General features: G+C 46.4%; 17 protein-coding genes. 11 read left to right on the forward strand and 6 right to left on the reverse strand.

Annotated features, from left to right (window positions below; all coding sequences use genetic code 11):
* The 10 genes from QT990_RS22945 to QT990_RS22990 form a co-directional block, all read left to right on the forward strand.
* A partial coding sequence (locus QT990_RS22945; protein ID WP_445305447.1) for a calcium-binding protein occupies positions 1-810 on the forward strand: 810 nt, incomplete at its 5' end.
* A 641-nt stretch (positions 811-1,451) separates the two neighbouring features.
* Positions 1,452-2,459, forward strand: a complete 1,008-nt coding sequence (locus tag QT990_RS22950; protein ID WP_333204032.1) for a threo-3-hydroxy-L-aspartate ammonia-lyase — start codon at positions 1,452-1,454, stop codon at positions 2,457-2,459.
* Positions 2,440-5,667 (forward strand): DUF499 domain-containing protein, encoded by a 3,228-nt coding sequence (locus QT990_RS22955; RefSeq protein WP_333465784.1) that lies wholly within the window; start codon positions 2,440-2,442, stop codon positions 5,665-5,667. The genes QT990_RS22950 and QT990_RS22955 overlap by 20 nt, the downstream gene beginning before the upstream one ends.
* Before the next feature lie 844 nt (positions 5,668-6,511).
* Entirely contained in the window at positions 6,512-6,940 is a 429-nt protein-coding gene (locus QT990_RS22960) for a DUF7680 family protein (RefSeq protein ID WP_333254835.1), read from the forward strand.
* A 283-nt stretch (positions 6,941-7,223) separates the two neighbouring features.
* Positions 7,224-7,607: a hypothetical protein gene (locus QT990_RS22965; RefSeq protein WP_333465785.1), complete on the forward strand. Its 384-nt coding sequence runs from the start codon at positions 7,224-7,226 to the stop codon at positions 7,605-7,607.
* 340 nt (positions 7,608-7,947) lie between these two features.
* Positions 7,948-10,731 (forward strand): DUF1156 domain-containing protein, encoded by a 2,784-nt coding sequence (locus QT990_RS22970; RefSeq protein WP_333465786.1) that lies wholly within the window; start codon positions 7,948-7,950, stop codon positions 10,729-10,731.
* A gap of 414 nt (positions 10,732-11,145) precedes the next feature.
* Positions 11,146-11,346 (forward strand): hypothetical protein, encoded by a 201-nt coding sequence (locus QT990_RS22975; RefSeq protein WP_333409801.1) that lies wholly within the window; start codon positions 11,146-11,148, stop codon positions 11,344-11,346.
* A gap of 239 nt (positions 11,347-11,585) precedes the next feature.
* Complete coding sequence (locus QT990_RS22980; RefSeq protein WP_333465787.1) at positions 11,586-14,717, forward strand: SNF2-related protein; 3,132 nt, start codon at positions 11,586-11,588, stop codon at positions 14,715-14,717.
* Between the two features lie 142 nt (positions 14,718-14,859).
* Positions 14,860-15,165, forward strand: a complete 306-nt coding sequence (locus QT990_RS22985) for a small RNA NsiR4-regulated ssr1528 family protein (protein WP_006635311.1) — start codon at positions 14,860-14,862, stop codon at positions 15,163-15,165.
* An 81-nt stretch (positions 15,166-15,246) separates the two neighbouring features.
* Entirely contained in the window at positions 15,247-15,477 is a 231-nt protein-coding gene (locus tag QT990_RS22990; protein WP_333300966.1) for a hypothetical protein, read from the forward strand.
* A 446-nt stretch (positions 15,478-15,923) separates the two neighbouring features.
* On the opposite strand, the gene QT990_RS22995 is transcribed toward QT990_RS22990, so the two are convergent.
* From QT990_RS22995 to deoC, 6 genes are all read right to left on the reverse strand, one after another.
* Positions 15,924-16,841, reverse strand: coding sequence for an NAD(P)H-dependent glycerol-3-phosphate dehydrogenase (locus tag QT990_RS22995; RefSeq protein ID WP_333465788.1), 918 nt, complete (start codon positions 16,839-16,841; stop codon positions 15,924-15,926).
* Positions 16,842-17,055: 214 nt separating this feature from the next.
* Positions 17,056-17,484, reverse strand: a complete 429-nt coding sequence (locus QT990_RS23000; RefSeq protein WP_333465789.1) for an NUDIX hydrolase — start codon at positions 17,482-17,484, stop codon at positions 17,056-17,058.
* A gap of 90 nt (positions 17,485-17,574) precedes the next feature.
* Positions 17,575-18,801: a glycosyltransferase family 4 protein gene (locus QT990_RS23005; protein ID WP_333465790.1), complete on the reverse strand. Its 1,227-nt coding sequence runs from the start codon at positions 18,799-18,801 to the stop codon at positions 17,575-17,577.
* 26 nt (positions 18,802-18,827) lie between these two features.
* A complete protein-coding gene (locus QT990_RS23010; RefSeq protein WP_333465791.1) occupies positions 18,828-20,399 on the reverse strand; it encodes an MFS transporter in 1,572 nt (523 codons plus the stop codon).
* Positions 20,400-20,627: 228 nt separating this feature from the next.
* Positions 20,628-21,503 carry a DNA repair protein RecO gene (recO, locus tag QT990_RS23015; RefSeq protein ID WP_333465792.1) on the reverse strand — a complete coding sequence of 292 codons (876 nt, stop codon included), beginning with the start codon at positions 21,501-21,503 and terminating at the stop codon, positions 20,628-20,630.
* 519 nt (positions 21,504-22,022) lie between these two features.
* On the reverse strand, positions 22,023-22,700 hold the full coding sequence (deoC, locus tag QT990_RS23020) for a deoxyribose-phosphate aldolase (protein ID WP_333142170.1): 678 nt from the start codon (positions 22,698-22,700) through the stop codon (positions 22,023-22,025).
* Between the two features lie 346 nt (positions 22,701-23,046).
* On the opposite strand from deoC, the gene QT990_RS23025 reads away from it, so the two are divergent.
* Positions 23,047-23,409: a hypothetical protein gene (locus tag QT990_RS23025; protein WP_190731986.1), complete on the forward strand. Its 363-nt coding sequence runs from the start codon at positions 23,047-23,049 to the stop codon at positions 23,407-23,409.
* Positions 23,410-23,682: the final 273 nt, after the last annotated feature.

Below are 23,682 nucleotides of genomic sequence, written 5' to 3' on the forward strand. Positions count from 1 at the left end.
GACTCGAACGGTACGGAGGCGGCTGGTTCTACCTTGATTGCGAATCTGGGTACGGCTGCTAGCAATCTGGGAACGGCAGACTTTGTATTTACAGGTACGATCGCACCTTCTGCCAATGGTACTTCTCCGACTGGTACTACTACTAGCTCCGGCAGCGTTGTGGATTTAATCACTAATCCCGGTACTTTCCCGACAAGCGGAGTTAACAACTTCGGTTCTGGTGTTGGCGGTTACAACTTCACCACTCCTGTCTTATTTACAGGAAGTGCGACAGCTAATAACGTCACCGGCACTGAGTTTGCTGACATCTTGAACGGCGGTTCTGGGGCCGACATTTTCGACGGCGGTTTAGGTAACGACAGCATCTTCGGCGGCGCGGGTAGCGATACTCTAAACGGCGGCGAGGGGAATGACACTTTAATCGGTGGTGTGGGAACCAATGTTCTCAACGGCGGTGCTGGTTTGGATGTGTTTGTGTTCACCGGAACTACTGCTGACGGCGGCGATTTTATTACCAATTACAGCACTGCTGAGGATCAAATTAACCTCGACAGCACTGGTTTTGCAGCCTTTACGACCGGATCTGGGCCTTTGGGTTCGAGTTTCTACGTTTACAGCAGCACAGTTTCTGTAACTGATCTCGAACTAAATTTAACCGGGCCGTCCATCATGGCTATCTACGACGGTTTGTCTGCGTCTACTAAACTGTATTACGATAGCAACGGTTCTACGGTTGGTGGTAACAGTTTGTTTGCCACTGTCGATGTCGATTTAGGAGTTTCCGGTAATTCTGAATTGTTCTTGTTCTAAACGGCAAGAATCCTAATCGGGATATCGGTACGGTTAGGGACACAGCAATGCTGTGTCCCTACAAGATACGGGTAAGGACACAGCCATGCTGTGTCCTTTTTTTTGGTAATTGTTAAACAATTTAGCTGCTATTTTTTTTGTAGGGAAATGGCATTGCCGTGTTCTCTTTTGCCTTGTTGTCGATGGTTGAAGTCGATCGCACTCGCGAGGGCAATTTCACCATCCAATCCGGTTTATTTTACCCGTTATATCCATGCCGATTGTATGGGAATAATTAAACCGCAGAGGACACAGAGGATACAGAGAAAGGGAAGAGAGAGATGAATAATTCCGATGCCAATGGATTTGATATTACCGAAAATCAGGACACTGCGCCGTGCTGTTTCCCTACAATTAATCGGGCGGTGGTTAAATTTGTATTCCTTAATCCCTCTCCTGTGCAAGTACAAACGCCCCTTTGATTTTTGATAGTAAATTGTCATAACTTTGATTTTAGTCCACAGCTTTTTTAACAATTAAGCGCAACCGCTAATGATAATTCTTAATAAGCTTATGATAAAAATTTATAATTTAATGGTAGGAGTAAAGCGGGAAATGCCCACCCTACAAATAGAGTCCTCGATCGCCCAGATCTAAAATCTATGAGTGCCGACTTCTGTGCCCAAAATCCTTTATCAGTCAGTTTTGCAGATGTGGAGGCGGCGGCAAATCGCTTGCAGGGCAAAGCTTTCAAGACGCCGGTGCTGACTTCGGAAACTTTCAACAAACGCACAAATTCTCAGGTATTTTTCAAGTGCGAGAACTTTCAGCGCACGGGTTCGTTTAAATTTCGGGGTGCTTGCAATGCTTTGATTCAGCTATCTGAAGCCCAAAAACAGCGGGGAGTGTTGACTTTTTCTTCGGGAAATCACGCGCAGGCGATCGCCCTTGCCGCACAGTTGCTACAAATTCCTGCTACTGTGGTGATGCCGGCAGATGCGCCAAAAGTCAAGCAAGAGGCGACTCGCGGCTACGGCGCAGAAATTATTTTGTACGATCGCACTCAAGTTGCGCGGGAAGATCTCGCCGCCAAAATTGCCGAGGAGCGACACTTGACAATTATTCCTCCTTATGATCATTCGTGGGTAATTGCGGGACAAGGTACGGCGACCCTGGAATTAATCGCAGAAGTTGGGGAGTTAGATTTGCTGCTGGTTTGCTGTGGTGGCGGGGGTTTGCTGTCGGGATGCGCGATCGCAGCAAAAACTTTGTCTCCGCAGTGTAAAGTAATAGGAGTAGAACCCCAGCAAGCAGACGATGCTGCGCGATCGTTCCGCACGAAAACGCTGCAAACTGTTACTAACCCGGATACGATTGCTGACGGTGCGCGCACGCCATCTTTGGGGAAATTAACCTTTCCTTTGGTTCTGCATTATGTTGATGATATGGCAACAGTTTCAGAAGAGGCAATTCGCAGCACAATGTTTTTTATGTGGGAACGCATGAAGATAGTTGTTGAACCGACAGGAGTGTTAGCGGCGGCGGCTTTGTTGTCAGGTGTGGTGCAGGCTGAAAATGCGAGGATTGGCGTGATTGTTAGCGGCGGAAATGTAGATTTTAATCATTTACCCAACACCAAAGGATCGTTAGATGCTGCCATTAATCTTTGATACCTGCGTGCCCAGAGATGAGATTTTATCGGGAGACTTGTCTCTAGATTTATTTGCAGCAAAATTGCGGCTGGTAGTCGAAGGAACTGCACCTCAAGTTTATCAAGATGCTAATAAATTCTTTGCCAATACCTTCGCAACTGATGGCATTAAAACCCTAATCCGGGAAGTTTTCAGCCGCTTGATGAAGCAAAGCGCCGGGGCGGGGGTGGTTCGTTTGGAAACGAGTTTTGGGGGCGGCAAAACTCACGATGAAATTGCACTCTGGCATATCTGCAAGCAAGGGCGAGAAATTCACGGATTGGAACGCTTTACAGATATTAGCGTTATTCCCGATCGCCCGATCGCCGTTGCAGCGATCGACGGTCGAGATTTAGACCCAGAACAAGGAGTTTATCACTCGGACAGCGGCTTGACAACCTACACTCTTTGGGGCGAAATTGCTTACCAAATTGGCGGGATTTCAGGCTATCAGTTAGTACACGGCAGCGATCAAAGCGGTGTCAGTCCCGGTACTTCGGTGTTAGAACGGTTGACGGGGGGACAGCCGACTGTGATTATTTTAGATGAAATTGCGCGGTATTTGCGATCGGCAAAAGCGAAACAAATTGGCAGAAGCGATTTAGCCAAACAAGTGGTAGCTTTTCTATTTTCGCTGATGGATTTGGCGGCCGCCTGCGATAATTTAGTATTGGTTTATTCCCTCGCCTCGACAGCAGATACTTTTGGGGAAGAAACGGCAGAATTGCAAGAAACGATGCGCGCTTCCGCAAGACAAGAAAGGGTGTTGAGCCCTTCTACAGATATCGAAATTTACAACATCGTTAAACAGCGCGTGTTTGCCAGAGTTAGCGAGGAAGCGGCGCAAAAAGCGGCATCGGAATATTTGGCTGCTTATCGCAATTGCCGCGTTAATTTGCCCGATGGGTGCAAAGATGCGTCATACTCAAAAGCGATCGCCCAAAGTTATCCGTTTCACCCGGAATTGTTCAATCTTCTTACTAAAAAAATTGCTTCTATTCCCGAATTCCAGAAGACGCGGGGCGCTTTGCGATTGTTCGCGCAAGTCGTGCGGCATTTGTGGGAAAATCGCGACGGTTGGATGCCGATGATTCACACGCATCATATTCCCGTGGGGATGGATGGCGAAATTACTAATGATCTGACTTCTCGGTTGCAACGATCGCCAATGCAGAATGCGATCCGCGCTGATATCTACAATGCCGATGGTAGGGCGGCTTACGCACAATTGCAAGACGGGGAATGGATAGCAGCGGGAAAACCGCCGTTTTCTACTTGGGTAAGCAGAACAATATTTTTGCATTCTCTGACTCAGGGAAATTCTTCGGGTATTCGGCTGGCTGAGTTGAATTTGTCGCTGCTGACTCCGGGGGTTGACAGCGGTTTTGTCGATCGCGCTTTAGAAAGATTGACGAAGGTAGCCTGGTATTTAGACTCCGATCCGGTAACATCTTTAGCCAGGTTTAAAGAAGAACCTTCGATCAACAAAATTATCACCGAGGAGAAGGAACAAGTCGGGGTAGTATTGGCGAAAGAAGATTTGCGAACTCGCCGGGATAGCATTTTTGCCAAAAAATTCTTTACCTTAGTTTCTAATATCGAAAGTCCCGGAGATGTAGACGACAACCCGGATGAGGTGGCGTTGTGCGCGATCGACTTTGACGAAGCGACGGTGAATGCTTCTACCGACGCAGCCCCGGAATTAATCGAGAGAATTTTTAACAATAGCGGCGAATCGGGGAAGTTTCGCACCTACCGGAATCGGTTGTTATTTTTGGTGGCTAATCGGCTAGAATTAGAAGCGGCGATCGACAATGCCAGAGAATATAAAGCTATTCAAAATATTCTCAAAAGTCAGAATAGGCTGGCAGATTTATCGGGAAGCCAGCAGAAGCAATTGAAGGAACGGGAAGGCGCAAAAGATATCGCGGTGAGAGTATCTTTAACTAATACTTACCGCCATTTATTTTATCCGTCAAATGACCAAGTAAAAGCACCGAAAGGATTGATGCACTACACTCTTACCGCCCAGGATGCGAGTATGGTGAAAGGCAAAAACAACCAGCAAGATGTGATTCTCAAAGCCCTCAAAGATTGCGGCAAGATTCGCCCGGAAGAAGCTAAACCTTTCGCCCCGGCTTTTATCTTGCAAAAAGTTTGGCCTGTGGGCTTGGATAGTTGGACGACGAAGGCGCTGCGCGATGCTTTTGCTAAGGATTTGAGTTTGAATATTCTCCTCGATGCGGAAGTTTCGATGCTGCGGGAGACGATTCGCGAAGGTTTGAAAATGGGCAATTGGGATATGAAAGTCGGGGAGAGACTGTTTATCAAAACTGATGATAGCGTGTTGGTGTTGCCAGAGACGATCGAATTTAGCGATCGCGCCTCCCTATACAAGCGCGGCATTCTCGAACCTCCAGCGCCGAAAGAAGTGGAACTCAGCGCTCAATTGATGCCGAGTGCAGAAGCGGCAAAACCCGTGCGGGTGAGGTGGAAAGCGAAAGGAGCATTGACGGTTAGTTTGTATCAAGATAATACTTTAGTGCCGGGAAATTTCCGCCCTTCCGATGAGTATGACGCCACCATTGTTAATAACAGTATTTTTCGTGTGGTGGCCGATTACGGTAACGGTGAGACAGCAGAAAAAACAACCAATGTCAATCTAAATCCTCAAGTTCCTAGCGTTCGATATAGTGACAATTCTCCTTATGTGGTGGAAACGCTACAGCCGAGTTTGTGGGAGGCGAAACCGCCGATTATCCAAATTGACGGCACGATAAGTGCGGTATTTACGGGATTGGGCGATCGCATTAGCGACTACAAAGTGCAAGGCATCGAAGTGCTAGAATTGTCTGTGGATCAAGTAATGGATTATCGTAAATTGGGAACGGCAATTGCCCTATTGCAGCGGTGGCAACCGCAAATCGACCAAACCGCCACCATTCAAACCGGCGACCAATTTTTGCGGCTGGAATATCAAGGTCAAATGCGGGGATTTCAGAGCTTTTTCTCGACTATCAAAAGTTTGTTGGAGAGTCCCGACGCGCAAGCAGATGTTAGTTTGAAAATCATCTTAGAATTCCAGCCAGCTTTGTCAGCAAATGCCTCGGATATTAGCAGTATAAAACAAACGCTCGATCGCAATCCAGTAGACCGTTTAAATTTAATGGCAAGGGTGATATATTGAAATGTAGGGGCGGGTTTTACCAACGATTTACGCAAAAAATTAATAATCTCATAAACCCGCCCCCACCTACAGTAATTTGAGATGTAGGGGCGGGTTCACCAACAATATTTGGCAAAAATTAACAATCTCAAAAACCCGCCCCCACCCCACGGTAAATCGCAATCGACCTCTTTTAACATACCCGCATAATACATAGGCCGGGGCGGGTTTTTGAGATGGTTGGTTGATTGCGTAGATAGTTGGTGAACCCGCCCCTACAGGAATCGCGATCGAACATGATATGATGTGTAAATTAATTATTGTATTGAAATGTAGGGGCGGGTTCACCTGCAATATTTGGCAAAAATTAACAATCTCAAAAACCCGCCCCCACCCCACGGTAAATCGCAATCTACCTCTTTTAACATACCCGCATAATACATAGGCCGGGGCGGGTTTTTGAGATGGTTGGTTGATTGCGTAGATGGTTGATGAACCCGCCCCTACAGGAATCGCGATCGAACATGATATGATGTGTAAATTAATTATTGTATGGAAATGTAGGGGCGGGTTAACCAACAATATTTGGCAAAAATTAACAATCTCAAAAACCCGCCCCCACCCACGGTAAATCCCAATCTACCTCTTTTAACATACTAGCATAATACATAGACCGGGGCGGGTTTTTGAGATGGTTGGTTGATTGCGGAGATGGTTGGTGAACCCGCCCCTACAGGAATTGCGATCGAACATGATATGATGTGTAAATTAATTATTGTATTGAAATGTAGGGGCGGGTTAACCTACAATATGTGGCAAAAATTAACAATCTCAAAAACCCGCCCCCACCCCACGATAAATCCTTATGCAAGAATTTCAATTACGAGTTTTACCGATAGATAATAACAACTTCGCCTTGGAACTATACCAATGTGCTTACAAGAAAGCGGGAGAGAAAAAGCGTCCTGCTGCTAAAAAATTGGGGCGACTCAAAGGAAATGCTCTGGTTTTGGCGAGACAAACAATTTATGCAACTCTCAAAGCCAATAATTACGATCCCAAAAGTTTATCTCAGCAGCGACAAACTCCTTATATATTATCTGAAGAATCGGGGGTGAGTTTGGCGATTTTATTTCAATCGCTGCAACCGCTATCGAAAACCGAACGAATTGCGAATATTGCCGAGGGGATTATGGCGATGAGTAATGAAGAAGCGCATTATTGGTTTGGAAAAATTGCGAATGGCAATCGTTCAAATGCTTTGAAAGCCTTGCGAATTTTATTGGGAGATTGAAATTGTGAAAGTAGCGGATTTGACGTATCTACTCGTTACCAGGCAGAGCCTGGAAACGCATATCAGGAGGCTCTGCCTCCAATCTTTCCCAGCCACAAACGAGGCAGAGCCTCTAGACAGGGGTTCCCAGGCAGAGCCTTGGAACCAGTTAAACCCGGTTTCTCTGGTGGTAGCGCGTTCTTGTCCCCCCCGAGTGTAGGGGCGGTGCCCCCGTGCCCGCCCTCTTGCTAGGGGGGATCGAGACTTCGATACACACACAAAAAATTATGAGGATACTAATCAGATGAAAGTCATTGATTTGTCTAATGAAACTTTAGCTAAGATTAAAACAGTGCGGTGGGATCGGATTATTGAAAAGCACGAAGGGCCGGAGACATGGGAGTCTGAGTTTAGATACGGCGAACCGGAATTTATCGAGATTGAGGGGCGGTGGGTGTTATTGCCCGTTGAAGCATCTCGTCACCAAAATATCACGATTTTGCGGACAATTTGGAGCGCGGATGGCAACTCGCTGACTCTGTTTCTTAAGGATACAACTTTTGATGATGATATGTTTGTATCGGGATATATGGCTGTGTGCGATCGCCCAAAAGGAGAAGAGTTTTTCTTAGCAGTATTGTACCACGAATGGTTTATCATTGAAAAGACGGAGGTATTTGAAAGTTGAGCGAGAAATTTTGGGATAATACCAATGCACATAGGAGTTGGGAATGAGTCCTTTTAGGGGCTGGCTAGGAGGCACAACCCGGAGATCCCCCCTAGCCAAGGGCGGGCACGGGGGCACCGCCCCTACGAAGGGGGGGACAAGATTTCAAGTCAAAGTCAACCCCTACTCCCCACAATAAAATTAAATCTTTGTGGAACAGGCATCTTGCCTGTTGCGGGCCGGCTAGAAGCCCATTCCACAATAAAATTAAATCTTTGTGGAACAGGCATCTTGCCTGTTCCTAAAAACAACAACCAACAACCAAAAAATCATGCGCCCTCACCTCTTCATCGAGAAAATCATGCCCGTAAATCTGCTAAACGAGCAGGTTTATTACGAACACGGCGGCAATCCATTTAAAGGATTGCATCGCTGGTATTCGCGCAAACCTTTATCGTTTTCTCGCGCTTCGGTGTTGGGGTCGATTTTACCCGCAGATATCTCTTTAGAAGAGTTTGAATATTTGCTGGGATTGGAACCGGGGAAGGAAATTAAACTCTACAAAACTCCCCCGTCTTCGGTGCGAATTAAAAAAGTTCATGACTATTGCGAGAAGGTGTGGGGGAATCGCACGCCGACGATTTTAGATGCGTTTGCGGGTGGGGGAAGCATTCCTTTTGAGGCGGCGCGGTACGGGTTGAATGTGTTGGCGTCGGATCTCAATCCGGTGGCGGTGGTGACGATGAAGGCGGCGATGGAATATCCGCTGAAATTTGGCCCGGATTTGCAGGAGGATATTGATAAATGGGTGAAATGGGTGGGGGATGAAGCCGAGAAAAGATTAACTGAGTTTTTCCCTTCTTTACCGGGCGAAACTGTGCAGAATTATTTTTGGGTTCATACGGTGGTTTGTCCGAGTTGCCAGTCGGTTGTGCCGTTGAGCCCGAATTGGTGGTTGTATAAGCGCCCGGAAAAGCAGAACTTACATAAATGGTGTGCGGTGAAACCCATTCCTAACTTGGAACAGAAACGGGTTGATTTTGAATTGGTGAAGGGGAAGAAAGGCAAGGAAACGACGATTAAAACGGATGCGGGGGAGTACGAGCCGAGCGATTTAAGTACCGTTTCTAGAAGTGTGGGAAAATGTCCGAATTGTGGCAACGTTATTGAACAAGAATATTTAATAAATTTTGCTCAAACAAAGGGTTTTGCACATCAACTTTATGCAGTAGCTTATAAACTAGGTCAAGGTTCTTTGCAATTTAGAGTTCCTAATGATATTGACCTTCAAGGGTATGCAGTTGCTCAACAGCAGTGTCAACAAATTTATTTTGATCCTGAAATTAATTTGTTAATTCCTCAAGAACCATGCAGTGATAACCCACAGTATATGATGGCTTATAGATATGGTTTGACTACATGGGATAAATATTTTAACCCTCGTCAGCTTCTAACCCTTGTCACTTATGTTGAAATTATCAAGGAGGCTAAGGCGCTGCTACAGGCTGAGTATGAAGCGGAGAAAGTAGAGGCGATCGCAAGTTACTTAGCTTTAGTATTAGATAGATGCGTAGACCATAATTCTAGATTATCAGGCTGGCATTCAAGCCGTGCAGTAGTAGATAGAGCATCTAAAACTCACGCTCTAAATTTAACGTGGAATTATCCAGAAATAAATGGGACAGCAGAATTATGGCATTGGTGTGCTGATGCTTTTGCCTCAGAATATAAAAGTTTATGCGCTTTATTCGGCACAAAACCTCATTCAACCGGCTTACCAGGTATCGAACAATACGACCCGAAAACCATCCAAATCAATGCCGCATCCGCCGATAGCCTCTACCACATCCCCGACAAATCCGTCGATGCGATTGTCACCGATCCGCCTTACTATGGCACAATTCCTTATGCTGATCTTTCCGATTTCTTCTATGTCTGGATGAAGCGCACATTAGGCGATAGATTCCCCGATTTATTCTACTCAGAACTCACTGACAAAGATAGAGAAGCAGTGGCCAACCCGTCGCGCTTCCGCAACATGGGCACATCCCCCGACGAACTCGCCAAACAAGACTACGAAGCAAAAATGGCCCTCGCCTTCGCCGAATATTACCGAGTTTTGCGTGATGACGGCGTGATGACAGTCCAATTCAACCACAAAGAATCCGGCGCGTGGGACGTGCTCACAAAATCCCTCATAGATGCAGGTTTCGAGATTACCGCATCTTGGGCTGTCAGTACCGAAAACCCGCAAAACTTGCACCAAGCGCATAAAAACTCGGTTTCTAGTACAGTCCTCCTCGTCTGTCGCAAACGCGATCCTAACGCCGCCCAAGCTTGGTGGGACGACTTACAAATTGAAGTTCGCAACCAGGTTTTTATGAAGGCCCCAGAATTAGAGGAAGCCTTGCAAGTGACTACTCCAAGCGGACTAAAAAAAGGCCCCGGCATTAACCTCTACCTGAGTGCCTTTGGCCCCGCTTTAAATGTGTTCAGCCGTTCCTATCCCATCCTCGACAGCAGCGGCGAAGAAGTGCGCCCGGAAGTTGCATTTGCTGAAGCCAGAAAAGCCATTGCAAACTATCGCTTCGGCAAACTTGCAGAAACCGATACCGCCGGATTCGACCCCCTGACGCAGTGGTATTTCCTCGCGTGGGATGCCTTTGGCGCTGTCGAGTTCCCCTTCGATGAAGCGCGACAACTCGCCCTCGCCGTCGGCGGTTTCAACGTCGTTGATTTAGCAAAAGTCTACAAATTAATTGACTCGACTAGCGGCACTTGCAAACTTTTGACACCGAAACAGCGGCTGAAAAAAGGAGCTTTTTCGGTCAATCCGCAAGATTTTTCGATTACCTATTTAGTCGATGGATTGCACGCGATTATCGGTTTGTATCAGGAGGACGGAGATATTCAAATCGTGCGCGAGTTTATGAAAAAAACGGCTTTGACTGATAACGATAATTTCATGCGGGCGATAGAAGTGGCGCTGAAAGTGATTCCGCGTATTGGGGATGAGAAGAAACGCATCCCGGAGGAGAAGGCTTTGTTAGATTTGTGGTTGGCGATGGATGAGATTAAGGCCAAGGTTGTTTATCAACAGATTCCACTTCCGTTTGAGGGACAGTTGAGTTTAGATTTGGGTTAGGTCAATTTAAGGTCAAACCCGCAGTTCGGCTTCAGGCAAAAACCGCAGTCCGGCAGTCCGGCAGGGAATGAATTCCCTGCCTCAAAGCGAAAGTCCTCTGAAGAGGACTGAATAATTTCTAGGATTTAATAATTATGATTTAATATATTATTAAATTTTAATAATATTGTCGGCTGCAAGTGACAAAAGAGAGATGATATGAATAACTCATCAGTCCTCTTTAGAGGACTTTCGCTATTAGCCAGGGAATTCATTCCCTGGCGGACTGTGGGAAAAAGAGGGATGATAGGAATAACTCATCAGTCCTCTTTAGAGGACTTTCGCTATTAGCCAGGGAATTAATTCCCTGGCGGAGTGTGGGAAAGCGCATTGTTTATCGATCGGAAATCTGGAACCAAATTACTGGAGGTATCGATGAATCCTGAACAACCCGCCCTCTCACCCCTGCATCAAAAAATCGATGCTGGTGTTAAAAAGGCGATCGCACAGGCGATCGAGAAACACCGCCGACTCGGACAATCAATTAGTATTTGGCAAGATGGAAAAGTCGTGACACTTTCTGCTGATGAGATTCCACCTCTAGAAAAAGATATTATATCAAGTCCGGTTGATTAATGCTTGTACAATTTGCCATCTCGTAGGGGCGGGTTTTACCAACAATAATTGCCTAAGATTAATTATCTCCTAAACCCGCCCCCACCCAAGGATAAAAACCTAACTAACAAGAGAAGAGATCCCCCCTAGCCCCCCTTAAGAAGGGGGGGACAAGAGTGTTCAAAGTCAACCCCTACTCCCCTTCTTAAGGGGGATTTAGGGGGATCGAGGATTGCGGCATATAACTAATAACTAATAACATGAATTTACAAGATTATCCCTGGCGCATCAGCTATTCGAGCAACGAAAATAACCCGATCGCCGATTTCTACATTCCCGCGCTAGAATGTGCTCTACAGTACGATCGCAAATCCGGCTTTTTCAACAGCGCCATCCTCAGTAAAGTAGCGCAGGGATTGGGCGCCATGCTGCACAATCAAGGGCGGATGCGGTTAATCATGGGCTGTCAATTCAGCCCGCAAGACTTGCAAGCTATCCAACAAGGTTACGCCCTCCGAGATGCAGTTACCATGCGCCTCGATACCGATTTACAGCCGCCCAAAACCTTCGCCCAACTCAAACATTTTGAAATCCTCAGTTGGCTGATTCAAAACAGTTATCTCGATATTAAAATTGCCGTTCCCCTCAAATCTAACGGCTTACCAATAGATACTGAAAGTTTACTCGATCGCCAGCATATTTTTCACGAAAAAGTCGGCATTTTTACCGACTGTAACGGCGCACAATTAGCCTTTAGCGGTTCCAATAACGAATCTCTCAGCGGTTGGGAAAGCAACGTTGAATCTTTCCACGTTTATTGTGCTTGGGAAGGCGGTCGAGATGCAGAACGAGTTTCTGAAGAGATTTTTCGGTTTGAACAGTTATGGAACAATTTATCGCCGAATGTGCGCGTTTTTGAAGTGCCGGAAGCGGTGAAAAATAAGCTGCTAAACTACGCGCCCAGTAGTAAACCTGTGTGGAATCGGGAGTCAGAATTCAGCAGTCAGGAATTAGAAGTCACGAGTCAGGAAGAAAAAGGAATTATTGCGGATTCTGATTCCTTAATTCTCGATTCGGAACTATCCCAAGATTATGCTAAATTTGAACCGCTTCTCAATTTGTACGCATCACCGACTTGTCTCGATTATTGTTTGAAATCTATTCCGATCGCACCTTGGCCGCATCAGATTAAGATATTGCGTAGAGTGGCGGCAAATTTCCCGAAAAGTTTCTTAATTGCAGATGAAGTCGGATTGGGAAAAACCATCGAAACTGGGTTAATTCTGCGTTACTTACTCGTCAGCCAGAAAGTTAAGCGCGTGTTAATTTTAGCACCAGCCAGCATTCAGCCGCAATGGCACGAAGAATTGCGCGAAAAATTTAACTTGCACTTTTGGAGTTATAGCAAAGGTGAATTAAAAAATTCCTATGGGGAGAGGAGTCAGTCAGGGGAAGAGAATATTTGGAATTCCCAAAATCTAATTTTAGCATCATCTCATTTAGTCCGTCGGAGCGATCGTACAAACCAGCTTTTAGACGCGCAACCGTGGGATTTGGTGATTCTGGATGAAGCGCATCACGCCCGCCGCCAAAGCCCGCAAAACCGCAAGGAAACTCCGAATCGGTTGTTACAGTTAATGCAGCAATTGAAAGAAAAAAGCCGATCGCTCTTATTATTATCCGCCACGCCGATGCAGATTGATGCGATCGAAGTTTTCGATTTATTGCACCTTCTCGGACTCCAAGGACATTGGTCTTATGGTGAGTATTTCTGCAATTATTTTAGCACGCTGTCCGACAAACCCGATCGCCAAACCTTGAATTTTTGGCAACTGATGTCTGTGGATTACTTCCAGCAAGGAGGTTCGCCCTGTTCTCGGTTGCAGCAATATCTCCAAAAGGGCGATCGATTGCTATATTATAAGTTGCGCGATGTCTGGGAAAAAAACCAGCGATTCAACCCCAAACAAGTTGCTGAAGACACGGATTTTATCGCCGCTTCCCGCCAATATTTGACAGTTAATACTCCCCTCAAAGATTTGATGTTCCGCCACACCCGCGACACCTTGCGCCAATACTATCAGCGGGGATTGTTGGATCGCGATATTCCCCACCGCGCAGTCAGAGACAATGCGATTACATTAGAAAATAAGCGCGAAGTCCCGCTTTATCTCGCCGTCAGCAATTACGTGCGGCACTTTTACAATCTAGCGCAAAAAGACAACCGCAAAGCGTTAGGATTTTTGATGACTCTTTACCGCAAACGCCTGACAAGTTCCTTTTATGCCATTCGCGAATCCTTACAGCGCCGCCTCGAAGGAATTAGCATTACTGAGGATGATTTTCAGGATTTAGATGAGGCGGATGATGTGATTTTGGAAGGAATGGAATCTTATTTTGAACCAGCCGATCCTGAAGAAATTAAATATTTAGAAGATTTACTTTATCAATTCGAGAATACAGGCGAAGATAGCAAGCTTTCGCATTTTATCACAATTTTGCGTCAAGAACTAATCCAGCGCGAAAGTGCGATCGTCTTCACGCAGTACACCGACACAATGGATTATATCCGCAGCGCTTTACAACAATTATATGGTGCTCAGATTGCTTGCTATTCCGGGCGCGGCGGAGAATTGTATCAAAATGGTCAATGGCGAATTTTTCCGAAAGAACAAATCAAAACCAAATTCCGAGAAGGAATCATCAAAATTTTACTCTGTACCGAATCCGCATCAGAAGGGCTAAATTTGCAAACTTGCGGCGTTTTAATCAACTACGATATGCCTTGGAATCCCATGCGAGTCGAACAACGCATCGGCAGACTCGATCGCATCGGACAGATTTATGATACCGTCAGAATACACAATTTTTACTATGACGGAACGGTAGAGGCGAAGGTTTACAAGAAATTGCGCGATCGCATCGATGCTTTTCAAACCGTTGTGGGCAATTTGCAACCGATTCTCGCAACAGTTCCCACTTTCATCGAACAGGCTGTGATGAGTGCAGATCCCGAAGAAGAGGGCGTTTTGTTGGGAGAGTTCGATCGCATTTTAGACGCGCCGCCTCGCGGTCCTGCCCTCGATGAAATGGTAGCGATGGATGTAGAATCAGACTTGCAAGAAATCCGTCAACCTCTGCAGCCGACTTCTCTGTTTCCTGAAACCATCGAAAATTTGTTTGTCAATTCTTTGATTTTAAAGCAGATTGGCGCTATGTTCGATCGCTCGGAAAATCGCACTTGGAATCTTAACTATAAAAGTCGCGATTATGCTGTAACATTTTACCCGGATATCTTTGACGAAAATGCTTCACTGCAATTGATGAGTTTTGGCAATCCGTTGTTTGAAGAAATGCTCAATGATCTCGCCCCCCGGCCAAACTGTCCTTAATGGAACAGTGTGGGGCGGACTGTTTAGCTTGTTTCACGAGTTTACGTTATTTTGAGCTGTGCTAGAGTTTGGTGCTCAACTTTGGCACTTTTAGGACTAAACTACTTTTTATGACGATCGTCCTTTTTATTTAAGTTGCACAATGTCTTCAGAAACAAACTCAGCGGCTCAATCTACAACTGGTGCAGATGCGATCGATGTTGCGATCGCCTCTGGAATCGACTTTGACGGAACTCCGATTCCGCAAGCAAAATTAGACCTCTACAAGCAAGTGATGGGATTAGAAGCCGGCAGACAGCGCAGTGGCGTGTCAAATACAATGCGATCGCGCATTGTCCGAATCGGTGTCAAACATCTGCCCCAAAACGAGCTCGATAAAATGCTAGTTGCTGCTGACTTCGCACCGCTGAAAGATAAAGAAGTTGCGTTTTATTACGGTGGAAAGTAGAATTATCTACCCTTCTAGACAGATGAACAGTCATCCCCGGATCGGTCAAACTTGGGACAAATCCTAGCAGATGGTGAGTTTATGAGCACTAACGGAAATAGCGTCATCAGCAACCTCGAGTATGATTTGTTAACTGTTTTGCAAAACAAATCTGAAGCTTTGAAAGCCTACGATACTTACATGAAAGATGCTCAGGAAACTGGTTCTCAGCCTTGTGCTGAACTGTTTCAAAAATTGCAGCAAGCTGACATGGAGCACGCGCAGGAAATTCGGCAGCACCTTCAACAGGTAATGCAGCACGGCAAGATGTAAAGCTGGTGCAACTCGCTCTGCAAGTTATGACTTATGAGTTATGAGTTAAGCAGCACCTATGAGTTAAAGAGTTTTGGATTCACAACTCATCTTCAATTCCTTAAACTCTCTCTCTACCGAGCGATGGAAACATCAATCTGACCGCTCAACCAATGTCGCTTACAACTCTTAACTCATAACTAGCAACTGGTGACACCACTTCTTGAAACTTCAGCTACGGGTAGGGACTTAGGCTTTGCTTAATACCAATTTAATGTGAAGTTGCACATATCTCGATCCCCCTAAATCCCCCTTAAGAAGGGGGACTTGGAGAAGAATCTTGTCCCCCCCTTAGTAGGGGCGGTGCGACCCCTACTCCCCGTGCCCGCCCTCTTGGCTAGGGGGAGCGGATTCTATGCAACCTCATAAAAAATTGGTATAAGTCCTTACCTATCTAGCCGTACAGGTTATAAAATCTCCGGTTTTAAAGCTCGTTCCATCAGCGATAAAACAGCTTGTTCAGGAGTAATTTCACCATTTAATAAGCGATAAACTTGACGAGAAACAGGCACTTCAATGCCGCGTTGATTAGCCAAATCAATCAACACATTGGTAGTATTGACCCCCTCAGCCGTACTCTGCAATTCGTGCAAAATTTGCTCTAAAAATTTGCCTTCAGCTAATCCGAAACCAACCCGATAATTGCGCGATAAAGGACTGTTGCAAGTAGCCAGCAAATCTCCCAAACCAGACAAACCATAAAAAGTTTCCGCGCGAGCTCCCAAACGAACTCCCACCCGAATCATTTCCGGCAAAGCGCGAGTCAGCAAAGCAGATTTAGCATTAGTTCCTAATTGTAAACCGTCGCAAACTCCAGCGGCGATCGCAAACACATTTTTCAAAGTTCCACCTAACTCAGTTCCCAGCGGATCTTCATTCACATAAACTCTAAAAATATCGGAACTGTAAATATTTTGCACTTGCTTGGCCGCCGCTAAATCCAAACTCGCCGCAACCGTAGCGGCCGGCAATCCTTGCTGAATTTCTTCGGAAAGATTAGGGCCGGAGAGTACCACAATTGAATTGTTAGGAAAAGCATTTTGCCAAATTTGAGATGGAGTGCGTGTAGTCGCGGGGTCTAAACCTTTGGTGACGGTAACTATAATTGTACTGGGACTTAACTCTAAAGCCAAAAGTCGATCGACCGTTGCTCCAACTCCTTTCATCGAAACTGCGGAAACAACAACATCGGCACCTGTGATAACTGATTCTAGATTAACAGAACTGCTGCGCGACCACAAATTAACTCGAGATCCTTTTTTGTCTCCCAGATTTGCCAAGGCAGAACCCCAAGCACCTCCGCCTAATATTGTCAAGCTTGTCATAAAATTTAGTTGGATGAACTCAGATTTTACACCATTCTCAAGAACGGGCTAGAAGCCCGTTCCACAATAACATTGAATGTTTTTGTGGAACAGGCATCTTGCCTGTTGCTGACATTAGTGCAAAAACATGGAGTTTTTTTGTGGAACAGGCATCTTGCCTGTTGCTGACATTAGTGCAAGATGTGAGAGGAACAAAGAAACAAAAACTCCCCTCCTACAAACGCGGACGCAATCCATAATGACGGTAACGCCAATAATCTCGTAAAATGCGATCGTGATCGAAACACAATTCACGAGGAATCTGCCAAGATTCAAAAATCTGTAAATTTTTAGCATCGTCGGCGGCTTGAGGTTCGCCCGTTGCAGAAGCCAAGAATACAATACTGATAGTGTGTTCGCGGGCGTCGCGATTTGGATCAGAATAAACGTAAAATTGCTCAATTAATTCTACATTCAAGCTTGTTTCTTCTAAAGCTTCGCGTTTTGCCGCCGTTTCTACCGCTTCCCCGTAATCAACAAAACCGCCGGGAAGTGCCCAGCCGTAGGGAATATTGCGGCGTTCGATGAGTACGATCGGCCGGTGCGGGCGATCGGCTAATTCGATAATAATATCAACTGTAGGAGCGGGATTTCTATAAGTCATATGCGAAGGAAGAAGGAAGGCACGACACGGATTTTGAGACGGATAGACGGATTAATTTCAACAGGTTCGGAGTTCCTTCTTCCTGCTGAATTATGCTAAACCGCGAATTAGTACGCGCTGCTTTTGCAAAACCTCTGCATAAAGCTTTTCCAACTCAGTAATATTCTGACTGAGAGTGTATCGCTCCATCGCCCGTTGGCGTGCTTTTTGACCAAGCAGCATTCCCAACTCAGGATGATCGCAAAACAGCGGCAGCAAGGTTTGCAACTGACTTCGTACCCTCTGAGTGTTCAAAACTATCCCCGCGCCTTCCTCCAAGGCCTCGCCGTCAGCACCGGCATCGGTTGCCAAACAAGCTAAACCGCAGGCCATCGCTTCCAGCAGCGACAGCGACAGTCCCTCCACCAAAGAAGGCAAAATAAATACATCAGCACCCCGGAGAATTTCAATCCGGCGTTCCTCCTCGGCGACAAATCCCAGCCACACAATGCCATCATCTTCGCCGTAAAACAGTTGCAGCGAGGCGGCTAGGGGCCCGTCGCCTACGATCGCCAATACGTTCCCAGGGCCAAAATTACAGTGTTTCCAGGCCTTGAGCAAAGCCTCGACATTTTTCTCCTGGGCAATGCGGCCTTGGTAAACAAAAATTCGATCGGCTTTTAATTCCGACTTCAGCCCCGAAGGCCCTGGAGAATATTTAACAGCATCCACGCCGTTTGGAATCACAGCCACCCGTTCCTGTGGCACTCCCAACTTCACCAATATATCCCGCTGAATCTGAGAAAAAACGATCGTCGAGTCGTAGTTCGCCAAAAAAGGAGCGTACAGTTGATACATCAGGTGTTGGGTTCCCGATGTCAAATTCCGCAATTTGCGATCGAACGGCGGGTGAAAAGTCGCCACCAGAGGCAAATTCAATTCTTGACAAATTTCCGGCAGCAGAAAGTCTAGAGGCGAAAGCGTCAGGGAAGCGTGAACAACATCGGGTTTGAGCCGCCGCAGAGATTTCATCAGCACTGTGCGGGACTTGAGAGTTGGAATCGTATAAATTTGCGATTTGTAGTGACAGGGTAAAGAGACTTCGTTGCAACTGGCGGACGAAAGCGAAGTGGTATATGAGGTTTGAGTAATTCCCTTTCCCCATGAACCATTTGCCATACTCCACCCTGTATTGTTCCTGTCCAGTGAGTCCGCCTCTTGGGCAAAGTGCAGGAAACTGACCTGGTATCCCCGGTCTAATAGTGCGTTGGTGACTTCCCTGGAGTAAGTGACGTTACCGCAAAAAGGTGATTTTTTTCCTAGCCAAGCGATGTGCATTCCAGTAAATCAGAGTTTGTTATTTTTTAGATTCGATCGACTTTGCTATTACTGCTACGGAAAATATACCAGGTTAAGACACCCCCAGCCATCGCTAATCCTGCTAAAGCCAAAAATACTGTTGGCAAACCCAGAAATGTTTCTGCTACCCCGGCCAAAGCCAACGGTAAACTCAAAGCGATATTAGTGGCATTGTTTTGCAGCCCGAAGACTTTTCCCCGCATTTCTTCTGGGGTTTCTGCTTGAATTGTAGTCTGCATCGGCACTCCCACCAATGAGGCAAATAAACCCAACAGGGTAATGAACAGCACCGACAGCCACAAATGGTCTGTAAATGCAGAAAGGCCCATCAAAGCAAGTGCCATGCCGATCGATCCGATTAAACTCAGTTGGGAGTGAGAAAATTTATGGCCGAGATAGCCGACTGTCGCCGCCCCAGAAGCCATGCCCACGCCCACCGCCGCCAGCAAAAAGCCAAATTGTGATGCTTTCATACCAGGGAGGATTTCTGCCAGCCGAACTGCTAGAACTGCCAAGGCTGCAAAAATGGAAAAGAGAATAATTAGTTGAATTAAAGCATTGCGGACTTTGGGTTGATCGTTGATGTAACGCAGGCCGTCTCGCAAATCTGCTAGGGGGTGCGGCGGTTCGTGTTCGACTTCGTTTTTTTCGCCTGTTTGCATCGACAGCAAGAGCACTCCGGCGAAGGCGTAACTTCCCCCTACTACTAATTCTTTGCCGATGCCGAGTCCGCCGCCGAGGTGGGAAAATAGGGTGTCGGCTAAAGCTAGTAAGGGCTCTCCGACTGCAAAGCCAATAATCACCGAACCCATCATGGTTGTGGTGTAGAGGGAGTTTGCCGATAGCAGGTGGCGGCGTTCCACAATTAGGGGAATCACTGACTGTTCTGCTGGGGCGAAAAATTGAGTTAGCGTCGAGACTAGGAATGTCACTAGCAGCAGCAAGCAGAATCCCAGCGGCAGTTGACCGAGTTCCCACCCGTCAGAAAGCCACAGCAGCACGGGCAATGTTAAAACAAAGCCTCCCCGCAGCAGGTTTGTGGCGACGAGCACTGCTTTTTTCGACCACCTATCGACATACACGCCTGCGGCGGCCCCGAACAGCACTGCGGGAATGGTAAAGGCGATCATGATTGCCGATACCCACCTGCTGATGGTTTGATCTGGCGCTTGAAAGCGGCTGGCCACGAGGGCGATCGTCAGTACGAGATAAACTTTATCTGCTAGTTGCGAAAAAACTTGCCCACTCCACAATGCTAGAAAATTGGGGTTTTTGAGCACTGGCAGAAATCCCGTTTGTTTTTCGGGAATTTCGGCTACTGCTTCGGAGAGTTCTGCTGCTGGCTCTGGTGTGGGAACCGGGGAGATTGCTTCGGGTTGTGGGCTTTTGCCGTTGCTTGACTCTGTTTCGGGAGTTGTGGGATATTTACCCATTTCTGGGTCTGGGACGTTGCTCCATTGTCGATCGGCCAAGACCGGCTCGGAGCGAAAATCGGGAAAATTTTCTCGTTCTTCCATTTTGTGGTGGGTCACAGCTAATACAGATATTCTCAAATCAGAATCAGACAGTCGCATCATAGGATTTGGGGTGGATGGCCTGGGATGGTGCAGGTTGGGGGGATGGGAATTTGAAATTGAGGTGTTAACCCCTAAGTTTATTAATCTCGTAACTTTATCTTTATCTATTATCTGATGTCGCAACAACCTTGAGAATTTACCTGAAAAGACCGGCAGGTTCGGGTATCCGGCAGGCTGGGGGTGCGATGTACGATCGCCCCTTCACCTATTTAAATCCACACTCAAAATTTAAAACTCAAAACTCTCTAGGTAGGTGTCTATCGAGCTTCCCGATCGAATCGTGCAACCTAAATGATACTGGGCATATTGCCGCAAAATATTTTCTACTGATACCCAAGCTGTTCGATCGGCAATCCCCTCTCCTAGTTCTGGACTAGCCAACTGTTGCAACGCTGCTAATTCCTTAGCATTTATCTCGAAATTTGTCAAGTGTTTGCTGCCATTCGTTTGCCGGGAACGGGAAGCGGATTTGTATAAGCTACCGATTTCTGAAGAGAGTTCTGCTTCTAGGTTAGCTAGCTCGGACAAGCTGAAGGTTCCCCCAGAGGGTATACTAAACCCGGTTTGCCAGTTGGGATCGGTGAAATTTGGGATGAGCGGGTGTCTGGTGGCGCAGCAGACTTGGACTTGCGGCGCGAGGCCGGCTAAGGCTAGCAAGTGAAAAATGCCGTGGGCGAGGTGAGCAATCAGCACGGCGGCAGATTGGATTTCTGTGCGATCGGACAAACGTTCCAAACGGCTCAAATGTTCGCCCAGCAACCAAAAGAGTTCTTCTTGGGGCTCATCGGAAAGGGCACTGGCGATCGCCAATTCTGCCAGATATTGCGCCGCTGAGAGTTTTCCGAGGTTGCGGCTCAAACCCGGATGGGATTCTACGGTGTCGGCTTGGGTAATTTTGTCGAGCGATCGGCCTTTGGCAATTAGCAATTCGTTGACAACAAATAATTCGCTTCTGCCGCCAATGGTCGATCGGTGTTTGCGAACACCCGGTGCGACGGCTCGAATTAAGCCGAATTCCCGCGTCAAAATTGTCAGCACTCGATCGGATTCCCCCATCGGCGCACTCTTAAGATTGATTCCAGTTGCTTTGTAAGTTCGAGTCACTCGATTTTAGATTTTAGATTTTAGATTTTAGATTTACAAGGACAGTAGCAAAAACAGTCCGCAACGCAGAACTTTTATTAGATACTCGTTACCAGGCTCTGCCTGGTAACGCAGATCCGGAGGCTCTGCCTCCTAATCCCAGCCGAGGCAGAGCCTCTAAATATGGGTTCCCAGGCAGAGCCTTGGAACCAGTTAAAACAATAAACTATATTTCTTTTGAGATTCTTTTTGCTAATTGATAAACTTGTAGCTGTGGGAAGTTCTCCCTATTAACTCCTTGAAACAATTGATGATAAACACTTGATCAATGACCAATGAATACAAATCATATCATTTCCGGTTACACTCATACATGATGTTGACGGTTGACGGTTGACTGTTGACTGTTGACGCAGTGAACAGTGAACAGTGAACAGTGAACAGTGAACTGGAATTTACTATTCCGATGCTAACGGATTTGATATCAACAGTTAACAGCCAACAGTCAACAGCCAACAGTTAACTGTCAACTGTCAACTGTCAACGATTGTCTAAATTATCGCGCTGGCGGAGTAATTCCGGGCCACGAGAAGTCCCCAAACGAGTTGCCCCAGCTAGTACCAAATCTAGAGCTTGTTCATGAGTACGAATTCCGCCGGCAGCTTTAATCCCAATCCGTCCCTTCGTAACTTCCTTCAGCAGTCGCACATCGTCAACTTTCGCCGGGCCAAAAAAGCCAGTGTTGGTTTTGATGTAGGCGGCACCGGCTTCCATACAAATCTCAGCCGCTAATTGTTTTTCGGCATCGGAAAGGAGCGAACTTTCGATAATTGCTTTAATGGTGAGATTAGTTTCTTCGCAAATTTGGGCTAATTCCCGGTGGAATTCGTCGATTCTTCCAGCTTTCAACAATCCTAAGTTAACGGAGACATCTAACTCTACGGCTCCATTATCTGCTGCTTCTAGAGCTTCGTAAACTTTCACCGTTGAAGTCGAAGCACCGGTGGGAAAACCTATAACTGTACAGACTTTGGGACGTTTGCCGTGCAGCAGCTCAACTGCTTGTCGGACGTAGGCGGGATACACGCAAACTGTGACAAAGCCAAATCTCTCTGCTTGTTGGCAACAGTGTTCTACTTGCTCTGGCGTGGCGGTGGGGTCGATCAGGCCGTAGTCGATCAAGGGGGCAATATCGATGTCTGCCTGGTTTGCAGCCATTGCTGTTTTTTCTCCGAAGTAACTACTTTATTAAGTATGTATCGAATTTACCAATCTAAAATCTAAAATCTAAAATCTAAAATCGATCGACTTTACTCCGGGTACTAGCAAGTATAAATACTCAATTGGCTCGTAAAAACTCTTGTGGGGATTGGTTTACCAATTTATGTCAAGAAAATAATATTTGGGTATCTGCCTTTAGATACATTTTGGCTCTTTCTTTAGGTATACTTTGTTAAAAGGACTTACGGTAGAGCCTGCGTCAGCTACGCTAGGGCAGAGCCTGGTAGCGGCTACTGTTTTTACTTTTAGTAGTGCTTTAAAAACATAAAAGCCAGTGCCAAGCATGAATCATTTAGAACTCGAACAAGAAATTGGGAAGATGGCTAGAGCGATGATGACTCGCAATAGCTTAATTGGTAAGGATTTGATTGCGGATCTCAGAGGGCGGCTGTCTGTTGACAGTGTAGCTGCTTTGATGATTGTCAGTATTGAGCGTTTGATTTGGTATGACTGCGAGTCCGTAATCTGGAGTTTGAGTTATTTGATTCCTGCTGACGTGATGGAAGAAATTCGCCGGATTACTGCGCTGGTTGTTTGCCAGCGCTTGATGGGCAAGGGTTTTCTGCTGGGGAAAGATTTTAGTATTGATGCCACAGGCCAGTTGCTGTTGAGTGAGAATGCTAAAACAGCGGTTGTGGTTGCTTGAATTGGGCAAGCAGAAGTAGAAGCTATTAGCACTAGCAGATTTGCAGTTAGACTTGGGGCGCCCTAGGACTCTTTGTGTAACTGCAAACCTAATTCGGGCTGCGGTAAGAGTTGCGGGATTCACACAGAGTTAAGATTCGCAGCAGCTCTAAAAAACGATGAGTGCGGTTAGCTCAAACAGCATTTTACGAGAGGAAAATAGTTAGTTTCGACCGCAAATTGTTGAGGTTGTTACTGGCCCTGTGTACCGGCAATCGCCCTGTATCAAATTTTT

The organism is Microcoleus sp. T3_B1 (assembly GCF_036700445.1).
In the GTDB taxonomy this organism is placed as follows: domain Bacteria; phylum Cyanobacteriota; class Cyanobacteriia; order Cyanobacteriales; family Microcoleaceae; genus Microcoleus.